The organism is Leifsonia shinshuensis (genome assembly GCF_014217625.1).
GTDB lineage: Bacteria > Actinomycetota > Actinomycetes > Actinomycetales > Microbacteriaceae > Leifsonia > Leifsonia shinshuensis_A.
On the sequence record NZ_CP043641.1, the window covers coordinates 3,052,337 to 3,064,648 of the forward strand.

Annotated in this window: 15 protein-coding genes; 10 read left to right on the top strand and 5 right to left on the bottom strand. The window is 70.2% G+C overall.

What is annotated here, in order from left to right; translation table 11 throughout:
* Nucleotides 1-158: 158 nt before the first annotated feature.
* Together F1C12_RS14835 and F1C12_RS14840 are read left to right on the top strand one after the other, a co-directional pair.
* Entirely contained in the window at nt 159-1,433 is a 1,275-nt protein-coding gene (locus F1C12_RS14835; RefSeq protein ID WP_185275684.1) for a serine hydrolase domain-containing protein, read from the top strand.
* Between the two features lie 217 nt (nt 1,434-1,650).
* A complete protein-coding gene (locus tag F1C12_RS14840) occupies nt 1,651-2,442 on the top strand; it encodes a sigma-70 family RNA polymerase sigma factor (RefSeq protein ID WP_185275685.1) in 792 nt (263 codons plus the stop codon).
* Between the two features lie 25 nt (nt 2,443-2,467).
* On the opposite strand, the gene F1C12_RS14845 is transcribed toward F1C12_RS14840, so the two are convergent.
* The 5 genes from F1C12_RS14845 to flgN form a co-directional block, all read right to left on the bottom strand.
* Nucleotides 2,468-2,899, bottom strand: a complete 432-nt coding sequence (locus F1C12_RS14845) for a flagellar protein FlgN (RefSeq protein ID WP_185275686.1) — start codon at nt 2,897-2,899, stop codon at nt 2,468-2,470.
* Between the two features lie 129 nt (nt 2,900-3,028).
* A complete protein-coding gene (locus F1C12_RS14850) occupies nt 3,029-3,385 on the bottom strand; it encodes a flagellar assembly protein FliW (RefSeq protein ID WP_185275687.1) in 357 nt (118 codons plus the stop codon).
* Complete coding sequence (flgL, locus tag F1C12_RS14855; RefSeq protein ID WP_185275688.1) at nt 3,382-4,266, bottom strand: flagellar hook-associated protein FlgL; 885 nt, start codon at nt 4,264-4,266, stop codon at nt 3,382-3,384. Before flgL ends, F1C12_RS14850 begins: the two co-directional genes overlap by 4 nt.
* Nucleotides 4,267-4,273: 7 nt before the next feature.
* Nucleotides 4,274-5,704, bottom strand: coding sequence for a flagellar hook-associated protein FlgK (gene flgK, locus F1C12_RS14860; RefSeq protein ID WP_185275689.1), 1,431 nt, complete (start codon nt 5,702-5,704; stop codon nt 4,274-4,276).
* 9 nt (nt 5,705-5,713) lie between these two features.
* On the bottom strand, nt 5,714-6,199 hold the full coding sequence (flgN, locus tag F1C12_RS14865; RefSeq protein ID WP_185275690.1) for a flagellar export chaperone FlgN: 486 nt from the start codon (nt 6,197-6,199) through the stop codon (nt 5,714-5,716).
* 218 nt (nt 6,200-6,417) lie between these two features.
* On the opposite strand from flgN, the gene F1C12_RS14870 reads away from it, so the two are divergent.
* The 8 genes from F1C12_RS14870 to fliF all read left to right on the top strand — a co-directional run bounded on the left by F1C12_RS14870 (nt 6,418) and on the right by fliF (nt 12,303).
* Nucleotides 6,418-7,269, top strand: a complete 852-nt coding sequence (locus F1C12_RS14870; protein ID WP_185275691.1) for a flagellin N-terminal helical domain-containing protein — start codon at nt 6,418-6,420, stop codon at nt 7,267-7,269.
* Between the two features lie 81 nt (nt 7,270-7,350).
* On the top strand, nt 7,351-8,796 hold the full coding sequence (fliD, locus tag F1C12_RS14875; RefSeq protein ID WP_185275692.1) for a flagellar filament capping protein FliD: 1,446 nt from the start codon (nt 7,351-7,353) through the stop codon (nt 8,794-8,796).
* A 34-nt stretch (nt 8,797-8,830) separates the two neighbouring features.
* The gene (gene fliS, locus F1C12_RS14880) at nt 8,831-9,259 is read left to right on the top strand and encodes a flagellar export chaperone FliS (RefSeq protein ID WP_185275693.1); all 429 of its coding nucleotides are present in this window, start codon (nt 8,831-8,833) and stop codon (nt 9,257-9,259) included.
* Nucleotides 9,252-9,539 carry a hypothetical protein gene (locus F1C12_RS14885; RefSeq protein WP_185275694.1) on the top strand — a complete coding sequence of 96 codons (288 nt, stop codon included), beginning with the start codon at nt 9,252-9,254 and terminating at the stop codon, nt 9,537-9,539. Before fliS ends, F1C12_RS14885 begins: the two co-directional genes overlap by 8 nt.
* A gap of 111 nt (nt 9,540-9,650) precedes the next feature.
* Entirely contained in the window at nt 9,651-10,001 is a 351-nt protein-coding gene (gene flgB, locus F1C12_RS14890) for a flagellar basal body rod protein FlgB (RefSeq protein WP_185275695.1), read from the top strand.
* A 2-nt stretch (nt 10,002-10,003) separates the two neighbouring features.
* Nucleotides 10,004-10,396, top strand: a complete 393-nt coding sequence (gene flgC, locus F1C12_RS14895) for a flagellar basal body rod protein FlgC (protein WP_185275696.1) — start codon at nt 10,004-10,006, stop codon at nt 10,394-10,396.
* On the top strand, nt 10,396-10,704 hold the full coding sequence (locus tag F1C12_RS14900) for a flagellar hook-basal body complex protein FliE (RefSeq protein ID WP_185275697.1): 309 nt from the start codon (nt 10,396-10,398) through the stop codon (nt 10,702-10,704). The genes flgC and F1C12_RS14900 overlap by 1 nt, the downstream gene beginning before the upstream one ends.
* On the top strand, nt 10,705-12,303 hold the full coding sequence (fliF, locus tag F1C12_RS14905; RefSeq protein WP_185275698.1) for a flagellar basal-body MS-ring/collar protein FliF: 1,599 nt from the start codon (nt 10,705-10,707) through the stop codon (nt 12,301-12,303).
* Nucleotides 12,304-12,312 lie beyond the last annotated feature (9 nt).

The following is a 12,312-nucleotide window of genomic DNA, read 5'->3' on the forward strand; positions in this document are numbered from 1 at the left end:
CGCGCCTCATCCAGGGATTCGTGGCGGGCGGCGGATCGGATTGGACACGGATCGGGGGACTCGGCGCGGACTACCGCGCGGGCTACAATCGCTGCCACAGGGCACCCCGGCGGACACAGCCGCGCGGCGGGGCGGCCAGAGGCGTCGGGGGGGATGCGATGGGACGAGCGACCGGTCTCCGCAGGATGGTCTTCGCCGCGTCCGCCGCAGCCGTGGCCCTGACGCTCGCCGCGTGCGGCGGCACCGCGGCGAACCCGGACTTCCCGCCGCAGGTGCAGGGCGCCCTCCCTCCGGCCACCGTGACGCAGTTGAAGACCGCGGTGACGGACGCGATCGCGCTCTCCGGCGGATCGGCCGCGCTCGTCGGCGTGTGGGCGCCGTGGGCGGGGAGCTGGACGGCGGCGATCGGGACGACGGAGCGCGGCGGGTCCGTGCCGGTGTCGCCCGCCATGACCTTCCGCGCGGGACAGCTCACGACCGCGATGACGTGCACCGTGCTCCTGGAGCTGGTCGACGAGCGCGTCGTGGAGCTCGACGATCCGGTCTCCAAGTGGGTGCCGGGGCTGGTCGGCGTGGGCGGCGTGACGCTGCGTGAGCTGTGCCAGAACACTTCCGGGTTCGGCGACTACGCGTCGGCCCTGCACAGTGAGTTCCTGGCGAACCCGCAGCGCTACTGGCCGCCGCTGGAGCTGGTGAGCGACGGCGTCGCCATGGCGCGCACGGGCAACCCGGGCGAGAAGTACGGCGCGTCCCAGACGAACGCGCTGCTGCTCGGGATGGCGCTGCAGAACGCGGCAGGCCGCAACTGGGAGCAGCTCTATCAGAGCTACGTGTTCGGCCGGCTCGGGATGTCGGCGAGCGTGCTTCCCGACAACAGCGTCCTCACCGTGCCCGGCCCGCATCCCGCCGGCTATGCCGCCCCGCTCGACGCGAACGGGGCGCCGGTGTGCGACAAGCCTCAGGACATCACCGCGCTGTCGCCCTCGATGGGCTGGACGGCGGCGGGTGTGGTCTCGAACGTCGCGGATCTCAAGGTGTTCGCGCAGGCGCTCGCGAGCGGGTCGCTGCTGTCCAGCAGCTCGGCGGACGCGCAGGCGAAGACGGTCGCCGCCGGTTCGTCCTGGCTGGCCTACGGACTCGGCGTGCAGGTCGCCGGGCCGCTCCGCGGCGGGTCCTCGGCCGTCCCTGGCTACCTCTCGGCGATGTACGCGGACCCGTCCTCCGGGCTCACCATCGTCGTGGCGCTCAACGACTCGACGCCCGGCGCGGACTTCGCGCGGGCGGTCTCCGAGCGGCTGGCGTCCATCGTGTCGAAGGTGCCGGCGGTGCAGAAGGGCGCGAAGGTCGTCACCCCGTTGCCCTGGTCGGAGGATCAGGCCGCCGCCGCGATGAAGGCCATGGCGCCGTGTCCGACGAAGCCCGCCGCAGGCTGACGGCCGGAGCATAGCGGATTGCTGCGCCGCTGCAATGCATTTATTTGTCACCCGACTTGGGTCGTTACAGCATGCATGTCGGCCTACTAATTTCAAGAGTGCCGAAGCGTCTACCCCTAATCGGGCGCAGAGGTGAAGTGCGCACCCGAGCGTGATTTACACCCGCCGACACCCGTCGTGGTCCATGCCCTAGGACCGCGAACGACTGAAGGAACTCGTGAACACACACTCGCGCGATCAGCTCGTCATCGAACACCTGCCGCTGGTCGGCTACATCGTCTCCGACCTCTGCAACCGCGGCACCCATCTCGACAGGGATGAGCTGGCCTCCGCAGGGCAGTTCGCCCTGTTCCAGGCCTCCCGATCCTTCGACCCCGACCGCGGCGTGCCGTTCGGCGCCTACGCCCGCGCCCGCATCACAGGCGCCCTGGCGGACGAGCTCCGCTCGCAGGACTGGGTCTCCCGCGGCACCCGCAAGAAGATCAAGGAGACGCTGTCGATCCGGGACGGCCTCTACCAGACCCTCGGCCGGACCCCCACCATCGACGAGATGGCCGTCTCCCTGGGCGTGGACCGCGCGACGGTCGTCGCCACCCTTCGCGAGTCCGCGACCGGACCCGTGGCGATCGAGGAGCGGTCGGACGAGCTGGTCTCTGCGATCCTCGGTCCCGAGGAGTCGGCGGAGACGTCGGAGCGCGAGACCTTCCTGCGCGCGGCCGTCGACGCCCTCCCGGAGCGGCTGCACCTGATCGTGACCCGGCTCTTCTTCGAGGACCAGCAGGTCAAGGACGTGGCCGCCGAGCTCGGCGTCACCCACGCGGCCGTGTCGCTGGCGCGGAACGAGGCGATGAAGCTGCTGCACGAGGGCTGGCTCCTGCACTTCGACCGCGACGCGGGCGTGCTCCCGCTGCCGGACCGGAACCCCCGGACGAAGCGCTCGGCCTATCTCGCGAAGCTCGCGGAGTTCACAGCGCACCCGGCCACGGCCACCCAGCGGGTCACCGCCTGATCGAGCGTTCGGGCCCGACCGGCCGTCAGAGGACGGTGTCGATCAGCCGGGCGCTCTGCTCGGTGTGATCGATCTCGCCGTTCGCGCGGTAGGTGGCGCTCGTCTGCGCCCGCACCTCCCGGATCTCGGTGATCACCTCGACCATCGCGCGCAGGTGGTCGGTGAAGATCTCGGCCCACATCGCGTTCGGCGCGCCCTCGGCCAGGTCGCGCAGCAGCGCGCCGGGAGGCAGGCCCCAGGACTCCCCGAGGCTGGAGATGGCGACGGCGGTCGAGAGGCTGGACGTGCCGAGGCGCCCGGTGACGACCTCGATCTCCCGGTTGGCGTGCGCGAGCCAGCGGGTCATCCCCGCCGTGCGCAGCAGCCGCTCCTCCTCGTACTTGAAGAGCAGCATCTCGAGGAGCTCACGCTGCCGCCAGAGCTGCGCCGTCAGCTCGTTGGCCTCGTTCGTCGTCATCCGTGGTTCCATTCGTGAAGCGCACTTCGGGTGGGCGGGCCCAGGACAGCCCGTGTTGCGTACACCATACTGGCCCTCCCGGGGTGAACCGAGAGTGGCGTGTGGTCTTTCTGGCCTGCCGGGCGGCGGTCAGGCCGTCCGCAGCAGCGGCACCTGCACCCGGTCGATGTCGTCCGTCGCGATCACCTGCTCGCCCGTGCGCGAGACCGGGTCGATGAAGATGGGCGCGAGGAGGTTGGCGGTCACTCCGTCGGCGTGCGGCGTCACGACGAGGAAGACGCCGGACTCGCGGCTCGCGGGCCGGTCGAGCTCGCCCACGTAGTCCGGCAGGTAGGCAGCCGCGTCGACCAGGAACAGCCGGATCGCCGGTTGCGCGCTCGCCCGGAGCGTGTAGGTGTCGCGCGCGCCGTCGAGCGGCGCGAAGTCGTACTCGGTGAACGCGCCGAGACCGGCGAGCGGTTCCTGGAAGGAGATCTGCACTGTCATCTGAGGTAGTCCATCAAGGTCGGCTGGATGCTTTTCGCGGTGACGGCCAGGGCGGTCTGGTAGGCGACCTGCTGCGTCTGCATCTCCAGGATGGCATGCGCGGCGTCCACGTTCTGGATGCCGTTCTGCGAGGTCTGCAGCGTCGTGGCCTGCGTGGTGAGCGCCGAGGTCGCCCCGGTGAGCTGATTCTGCGCGCTGCCGACGGTCGCCTCCGCGCCCCGGATGTTCGCGGCGACGGCGTCGATCGCGGTCAGCTGGCCGCCGACGTTCCCTCCGCTGCTCACCGCGCTCGCGATCGAGTCGATCAGCGCGAAGACGGAGGACGAGCCGGAGCCGAGCACCGCCGACCCGTCGACGTCGACCCGGACGGTCGTGTCCGCGCCGACGCGCCGGTTCACGGACGACCCGGCCGTCCCGTTGAACGAGTAGTCGGCGTTGAACGCGGAGCCGGCGTCGGAGGTGCCGGCGAAGACGCTGCGGCCCTGGTACTGCGTGTTCGCCAGCGTCAGCAGGGTCTGCTTCAGGGACTGCAGCTGGGTGGCGATGGCCGCACGCGAGGTCGGGGTCTGGGTGGCCGTGTTGGCGGCCTGCACCGTCAGGTCGCGGACCTGGTTGAGGGTGTCGTTCATCGACGTCAGCGCCGTGCCGGCCGTGGCGAGCCAGGCCGTGCCGTCCCCGGCGTTGCGCTGGTACTGCGCGTTCTGCGCGAGCTGCCGCTGCAGGTCGAGCAGAGTCGCGGCGCCCGCGGGGTCATCGGACGGTTTGCTGATGGCGAGCCCGCTGGCGACCTGCTCGTCGAGCTGGTTGAGCCTCTGCGCGCTGAGCTGGAGGTTGCGCTGGGCCGACGCGAGCTGCGTCGACTCGGTGACACGGAATGACATGTGCGGCCTATCCCAATCCGACGAGTCCGGTGTGGTTGATCAGCTGATCGAGGATGGAGTCGAGAGCGGTCATGACGCGCGCCGAGCCCTGGTAGGCGTGCTGGTACGCGATCAGGTTCATGTTCTCCTCGTCCAGGCTGACCGACTCCTGCGAGGACTGGGCGTTCGCCGCGGCGGCCTGCGCGCTCTGGTCGAGCGTGGACTGCTGCGTCGCGTTGCTCGTCGCGGTGCCGAGCGCGATGACCCCCGTCGACCAGGCGACGTCGGGTGCGCCGGGGCCGGTGCCGAGCTGGCCGATCGCGTCGGCGATGGAGCCGTCCGCCGCGCCCGCGCCCGCCGCGGCGACGGCGACGCCGGAGGGGTCGGTCGCGAGCACGCTCAGACCGAGCGCCGCCGGGCCGGTCGCCGACATCCCGAAGAACGCCACGTTCGTCGCGCCGTTGGAGGTGGTCCCGGTGACGCTGACGGCGTTCACCTGCTGGGCGAGCGAGGTCGCGAGGGTGTTGAGCTTCGCCGCGGTCTCCGCGATCGCGCCGCCGTTGCCGTTCGCGGTGGCGGGCGCGAGGAGGGAGAGCACGCCCGCGAGCTTCCCGGAGCTGAGCGAGACGGGACCGGCGCCGTCGGACCATTCGACAGCGGCCGGGGAGGACGCGGCGCCTTCGAGCGTGGTCGATCCGGTCACGGTCAGCGACCGGGCGACCGTGCCCTGCACCAGGTTGGCGCCGCCGATGCTGACGGTCACGGTCTGGTCGGCGTTGTTCACGACAGCCGCGCCGGAGAGCGAGGCGAGCTCGGTCAGGAGGGTGCTGCGCTGGGTGATGAGCGCGTTGACGTCGCCGCCGGACGCGGCGACCGAGCGGATCTGCCCGTTGAGCTGCGCCACCTTGGCGGCGTCGGAGTTCACCTGTGCTGCCGTGGTGGTCAGATCCTGCTGGGTCTGCGACCACTGCGACGCGACGGACCGGTAGGCGGTGGCGATCTGGCCGACCAGGGAGCCCGCCTTGCCGAGGAGGGCGGCGACCGGCGCGGACGCGCCCGGCTGGTTGGAGACGTCCTGCCACGCCGACCAGAACTTCGAGAGCGAGCCGGAGATGGCGTCGCCGCTCGGCTCGCCGAGGGTCGACTCGAGGGCGCTCAGGGCCGTGGCCTGCACTCCGCTGTAGCCGGCTGCGGCGCCGGCGGACCGGGACTGGGCGTCCAGCAGGGCCGAGCCGAGCTGGACGACGCCGGCCACGCGCACGCCCTGGCCCGCGGCGGGAGCCTGCGCGAACGGGCCGACCTGGGCGGGGGCGCCGACGGCCTGGAGGTCGACCTGCTGGCGGACATAGCCGGGAGTGGTCGCGTTGGCGATGTTGTCGCCGGTGACCTCGATGCCGGCCTGGGCGGCGGAGAGGCCGGAGAAGGCGGTGTTGAGGGAGCCGAGAAGGTTGCCGGACACGGTCGTCTCCTACAGGGTCGCGTCGACGAGGCGGGCACGTGCCGAAGGCAGGTCCGTGGTCCCGTCGGAGGTGTAGACCGACGCGCCGTCCGAGACGGCGTCGAAGGTGTCCTGGGCGGCGCGGAGCGCGTTGCGCAGCAGGCGGTCGTTGCCTGCGCGCACGGTCCGGATCTCCCGGGTCAGGGTCACGAGGGCCTCCAGGTGGGCCGCGAAGATGCCCTGCCAGGCACCCTCGGGAGCGCCGGCCGCGAGCTCGCGCAGCCGGGTGTCGGCGGGCAGGCTCCACTCGATCGCGAGCGCGGACGCCGCGACGCTCATCGAGAGGGTGGCGGTCCGCAGTCGCTCGATCACGACCTCCGCCTCGCGGGTGGCGTGCGGCACCCAGCGGGCCTTGCCGGAGGCGAGAAGCAACTGCTCGACCTCGAATTTGTAGAGCAGCAGCTCCAGGAGCTCTCTCTGACGCCAGAGCTCGTTCGACAGTTCGTTGGCGCCCACCGCGCTCTCACGCTCCCATCAGCCATCCATAGCAAAGGGCACACACGTTGTCTGCCGTACCTTCCGCTATCGGCAGGAACGGGGCGCTTGTAAGCATTTCGGGGGACACCGAAGTTCTTTCGACCGCGTGCTTACATCGGCGGCCGACCTGCCGATAGGTCCATTCGTCGGCCCACGGATGGACCGGCTCAGCACACTCTCACGGAGGATCGAACATCATGGCTATGACCATCAACACCAACCTGAGCGCTCTCTCGGTCACGAACTCGCTCAACCTCAACCAGGCCGCTCTGCAGAGCAGCATGAACAAGCTGTCGTCGGGCTCGCAGCTCAACACCGCTGCCGACAACCCGGCCGGCCTCGCGATCTCGCAGGGCCTGCAGGCGCAGATCGGCGGCCTCAACCAGGCCGCGCAGAACACCGCCAGCGGCATCAACCTGATCCAGACCGCCTCCGGCGCGCTGTCCCAGGTGTCCAACATCCTGCAGACGCTCAACAGCCTCGCCGTCCAGGCCGCGAACGACACGAACAACACCGCGTCGCGCACGGACATCCAGACGCAGGTCACCGCGCTCACCGCCCAGCTCACCTCGATCGGCACGTCCACGAACTTCAACGGGGTCAACCTGCTCGACGGCTCGGCCACCGGCGCCAAGGCGCTGAACTTCCAGACCGGCGCCAACGCGACGGACAGCGTCACCCTCGACCTCGGCACCGCCAGCGTGACCGCGCTGACGAAGACCGGCGGCGCACTCGACCCGGCGACGCTCAAGTTCGACACCGCGGCCAACGCTCAGGCGTCGATCACCGCCATCCAGGGCGCGATCCAGACCGTGTCGACCGCGCAGGCGACCCTCGGCGCGACCCAGAACGTGCTGACGGCGACCGCGCAGAACATCGCGGTCAACTCGCAGAACCTGACCGCCGCCAACTCGCAGATCGCGGACACCGACATGGCGTCCGAGATGGCGAAGTACAGCAAGGAGAACGTGCTCATGCAGGCCGGCACCGCGATGCTCTCGCAGGCCAACCAGCAGAGCCAGCTCATCCTCAAGCTGCTCCAGGGCTGACGCCCTCAGGCGGGCGGCGACTGATTCGGGTTCAGTCGCCGCCCGCTCCCCTGCAACCTGAACACGGATCGGAGGATTCGGATGAGCTCAGTAGGAACGATCTCGCTGCCCTCCCTCACCGTGGGCAGCAATGGTCAGGTCTCGGTCTCGAACCTGGTCAACAACCTCGACCCGACGGCCATCGTCAACGCGCTGATGACCGCGGAGGCCATCCCGCAGACCCAGCTCCAGGCGAAGGTCAAGACGGAGCAGACCGCCCTGTCGGCCTTCCAGAATCTGAACGCGACCCTTCAGGCGCTCCAGACCAGCGCAGCGGGGGCCGCGGCCACGAACGGCCTCAACCTGCTCACCGTCTCGAGCAGCGACTCGTCGGTCACCGCGTCGGCGACCACTTCGGCGTCGCCGACGTCCTTCTCGCTGCAGGTCGACCAGATCGCGCAGGCGCAGGTGTCCGTCACCGGCGCCATGACGACGTGGCCCGACGCGGGCGGCGCCATCACGATCGTGGACTCGACCGGCACGGCGCATGGCATCACGGCCGCGTCCTCCAGCATCTCGGACGTGGTCGCCGCGATCAACGCCGCCGGGGTCGGCGTCACCGCCGCGCAGGTGGCCTCGGGCACAGACGCCTCGGGCAACCCGCAGTACCGGCTTCAGCTCACCTCCACGCAGACCGGCGCCGCCGCGGCGTTCCAGGTCTACGCCGGGACCAGCGCCGCCTACACGGCGGGCACCGCCACGAACCTCCTCACCCAGCCCGGAGCGGCCACCGTCACCGCCGCGCAGGACGCGCAGGTCACCCTCTGGCCGGGCACGGCGGCAGCGCAGACCGTCTCCTCGGCCACCGACACCTTCGCGGATCTCGTCCAGGGCGTCGCCGTGACCGTCACGAAGCCGACCACCACCCCGGTGACGTTGACCTCGAAGATGGACAGCACGAGCATCGCCTCGACCGCGTCCTCCCTGATCTCGGGCGTGAACACCCTGCTCTCCTACATCTCGCAGCAGTCGGCTGTCTCCACGACCCAGAACACCGACGGGTCGAGCACGACGACCACCGGCACGTTCACGGGCAGCCTCCTGATCCAGGAGGTCTACCGGGGCCTGCAGTCGGCGGTCTCCGCCCCGGTCGGCCCCGGCGGGACGATCTCGCCCGCCACGTACGGGATCGCGATCCAGTCCGACGGCTCGATCAAGTTCGACAGCGCGAAGTTCCAGGCCGCGCTCGCGAGCGACCCGTCCGGCACCATCGCCGCCGTGCAGACCATCGCCTCGCGCGTGCAGGCGGCCAGCGCCACGGCCTCCGACCCGGTGACCGGCACGGTGACCGCGTCCATCTCGTCGCAGCAGACCCAGATCTCCAACGACCAGTCTTCGGTGAGCAACTGGACGACGATGCTCGCGGCCAAGCGCAAGCTGCTGACGGCGCAGTACACGGCCCTCGTCACGACGCTGGGCCAGCTCCAGAACGAGCAGAACTACTTGACCCAGCAGATCAACGCGATGAACCCGTCGTCGAACAACTGACGCCGGACTCTCCCCAGAAAGCTCGAGGATCGACATGCCTACAGCGGCACAGACCTACCGCGACAACGCCATCCTCTCCGCGTCGCCGTCGCGCCTGCTCACCATGCTGTACGACCGGCTGCTGCTCGACCTGAACACGGCGAAGGACGCGCTCGACGCCGGCGACCTCGCTGTCGCCGACTACCGGCTCACCCACGCGGTCGACATCCTCAGCGCGCTGGCGGGCTCGCTGCGCCTGGACGTCTGGAACGCGGCCGAGAGCCTTCTCGGCCTGTACATCTACGTGTCGAACGCGCTGATCCACTGCCGGGTGACCCGGGATGTCACGCTGGTCATCGAGGCCGTGGCGCTGCTGGAACCGCTCCGCCAGGCCTGGCACCAGGCCGCGGACTCCCTGTCGGCGGGGACCTCGTGGGAGGTCGACGCCGCGGACGACAACAGCGAGGTCGTGGCGATTGCCTGACGACGGCGGGTGGGCGGAGGCGCTCGACGCACTCGAGGCGCGCGCGGCGCAGGCGGCGGGGCCGGAGGCCCTCGAGCCATGGCGCCCGGACGCGCCCCTCCCCGCACTGCCGGCGGCGCTCGCCGAGCGTGCGCGCGAGGTGCAGGCCGCGCAGCAGCGCGCGATCGACGGGCTGCGCGATCAGCAGGAGCGGATCCGCGCCGAGCTGGAGTCGCTCGGCACCGTCCAGACGCCGCGCACGGACGCAGAACCTCCGGTCTACCTCGATCTGATCGGCTAGGACGCTAACGGCCCCGCCGATCCTGCCGATAGGCCACTACGAGCACGGATCGCTCGCCGCGGGCCACGGATCGGCCTCCTCCTGGGAATACCACGATTCATGAGGTGAGCCTTGCTCGATTCCGTGACGATGAACGCGATGCACTCCGCCCTCGACGGCTATGCCGCGGCGCAGACCGCGATCTCGAACAACATCGCGAACATCAATACGCCCGGCTACCACGCCCAAGTCGTCGACTTCGCGTCCGCCCTGGAGAAGTCGGTGGCGGCCCACAGCGGCCAGCTGCCCGCCTCCGCCATCGCGGCGACGACGAGCATGGACCCGACCCGGCTGAACGGCAACAACGTCTCGCTCGAGCAGGAGACCCTCGCCGAGGTCACCAACGGCCTGAAGTTCCAGGCGGCCTCGCAGGCGATGTCCCAGCAGTTCAGTGAGCTCCGCGCCGCTGCGACGGTGAACTGACCATGAGCTACGACGCCATCGGCATCTCCGGCACGGGCATGACCCTCAACCAGACGTGGCTGGACTCGATCAGCGACAACCTCGCGAACATCAACGACACCACCTCCCCCACCAACCCCGCCTTCCAGGAGCGCTTCGTGCAGGCGCAGGCGAACCCCGGCATGAACGGCGTCTCGATCGGCGGCGTGGTCTACGGATCGTCCGCGGGACAGCTCGTCTACTCCCCCGGCGACCCGAACGCGGACTCGCAGGGCTACGTCAAGAAGACCACCATCGACATGGCCAGCCAGATGACCGACCTGATCGAGGCGCAGCGCGCGTACCAGGCGAACTCGAACGCGGTGAACGCCGCCAAGGACATGTACCAGTCGGCCCTCCAGATCGGAGCCAAGTGATGAGCATCCCGGCCATCGGAGCACTCTCGCTCGGAAACGTCCAGCAGCCGACTCCCGCCGTCGCTCCCGCCTCGTCGGGATCCGGCGCAGGCGGCTTCGGCGCCGCGCTGACGGGCGCGGTGAACAACCTCCAGCAGCTGCAGAGCACGTCCGACGCGGCGAACGTCAAGGCGGTCACCGGCAACCTGAACGACATCCAGGACGCGACCGTCGCCGCGGCCCGCGTGCAGACGACGGTGCAGCTCATGGCGACGCTGCGCAACCAGGCCGTCGACGCGTTCAACACGATCATGCGGATGGGCGGGTAGGTGCCGGCCCGGCTCCAGGCGATCCTCAAGCGCGTCGGCGCGACGATCGCCGGCTTCAGCTTCGCGCAGAAGACCGTCTCGGTCCTCGCGCTCCTCGTGCTCACGCTCGGCGTGACCGGCCTGTCGGTCTGGCTGACCCAGCCGCAGTACGTCCCGCTGTTCAGCGGGATCTCGGCCTCCGACGCCTCGGCCATCACCACGCAGCTGCACACCGACAACGTGCCGTACCAGTTGACGGACGGCGGGGCGACCATCCTCGTGCCGCAGGCGCAGGTCTACCAGGAGCGCCTGAAGGCGGCGGCGGCCAACCTCCCGACCAGCAGCAACCAGGGCTACTCCCTGCTCGACAACATGGGCGTCACGACCTCCGAGTTCCAGCAGGACGTCACGTACAAGCGCGCGATGGAGGGCGAGCTCGCCAGCACGATCGACGCGATGCAGGGCGTCAAGACCGCCTCGGTCAAGCTGGCGATCCCGCAGCCGACGGTGTTCACCGACCAGGCGCAGGACCCGACGGCGAGCGTCTTCGTCGACGAGAGCGCCGGCACCACCCTGACGCCGGCGCAGGTGCAGGCGATCGTGCACCTCGTCTCGTCCTCGACCGTGGGCATGAAGCCCACCGACGTCTCCGTCATCGACGCCGCGGGCAACGTGCTCTCGGCCATGGGAGGAGCCACCGCAGGCTCGACCGGCGACCAGGCGAAGGCCTACGACAGCGCCGTGCAGGCCAGCGTGCAGTCGATGCTCGACAAGGTGCTCGGCTCGGGCAACTCGACCGTCGTCGTGAGCGCGCTGATGGACAACTCGACCTCCACGAAGACGACCGACAGCTACAGCATCCCGACCGGCGCGCCGCAGACGAGCTCGTCGTCGCAGAAAGAGACCTACACCGGCACCGGAGCTGCGGCCCAGTCCGGCGTGCTCGGCACCAGCTCCACGACGAACGGGGTCTCGAACACCGCGGCGAACAGCGGAGGCAACGGCAGCTACAGCTCGGAGAACACCACGAGCGACAACGCGCTGGACAAGACCAGCGTCACGCAGCAGATCCCGGCGGGCGGTGTCCAGCGGCAGACGGTCTCCGTCGCGGTCGACAGCGCGGCGGCGACCAAGGCCGGGGTGAGCTCGAGCCAGCTCCAGCAGATGGTGGCCAACGCCTCCGGCGTCGACACCTCGCGCGGCGACGCGGTGGGCGTGCAACTGGTCAACTTCTCGCAGGCGAACGCGCAGGCCGCGAAGCAGGCGCTCGCGCAGGCCCAGGCGCAGACGCAGCAGGCGCAGCTGGACTCGTGGATCCGCACCGGCCTGATCGCCGCGGGCATCGTGGTCGCGATGATCGTCGCGCTCATCGTCTTCCGCCGCCGCCGCAGGAACGCGGAGGTCGACGGTGGCGACCGTTACGAGGAGCTGGCCGCGCCGACCCTCGCCTTCACGCAGGTCGCCGCGCCGACCGTGCCGCTGACCACCCCTCCGCCGACGCCGGCCGCCGTCGAGTCGGAGCAGCGCAGGGCCGAGATCGAGCAGCTCGCCGTGGACGACCCGCGTCGTGCCGCGGACTTCCTGCTCAGCCTGATGGGTGAGAAGGAGCCGACGCCGTGACCGACACCA

Bases quoted from the DNA above. Each gene is read 5' to 3' on its own strand.
- F1C12_RS14835 (WP_185275684.1), top strand. From the start codon at position 159: ATGGGACGAGCGACCGGTCTCCGCAGGATGGTCTTCGCCGCGTCCGCC.
- F1C12_RS14845 (WP_185275686.1), bottom strand. From the start codon at position 2,899: ATGACGACGAACGAGGCCAACGAGCTGACGGCGCAGCTCTGGCGGCAG.
- F1C12_RS14850 (WP_185275687.1), bottom strand. From the start codon at position 3,385: ATGACAGTGCAGATCTCCTTCCAGGAACCGCTCGCCGGTCTCGGCGCG.
- flgL (WP_185275688.1), bottom strand. From the start codon at position 4,266: ATGTCATTCCGTGTCACCGAGTCGACGCAGCTCGCGTCGGCCCAGCGC.
- F1C12_RS14870 (WP_185275691.1), top strand. From the start codon at position 6,418: ATGGCTATGACCATCAACACCAACCTGAGCGCTCTCTCGGTCACGAAC.
- fliD (WP_185275692.1), top strand. From the start codon at position 7,351: ATGAGCTCAGTAGGAACGATCTCGCTGCCCTCCCTCACCGTGGGCAGC.
- fliS (WP_185275693.1), top strand. From the start codon at position 8,831: ATGCCTACAGCGGCACAGACCTACCGCGACAACGCCATCCTCTCCGCG.
- flgC (WP_185275696.1), top strand. From the start codon at position 10,004: ATGAGCTACGACGCCATCGGCATCTCCGGCACGGGCATGACCCTCAAC.
- F1C12_RS14900 (WP_185275697.1), top strand. From the start codon at position 10,396: ATGAGCATCCCGGCCATCGGAGCACTCTCGCTCGGAAACGTCCAGCAG.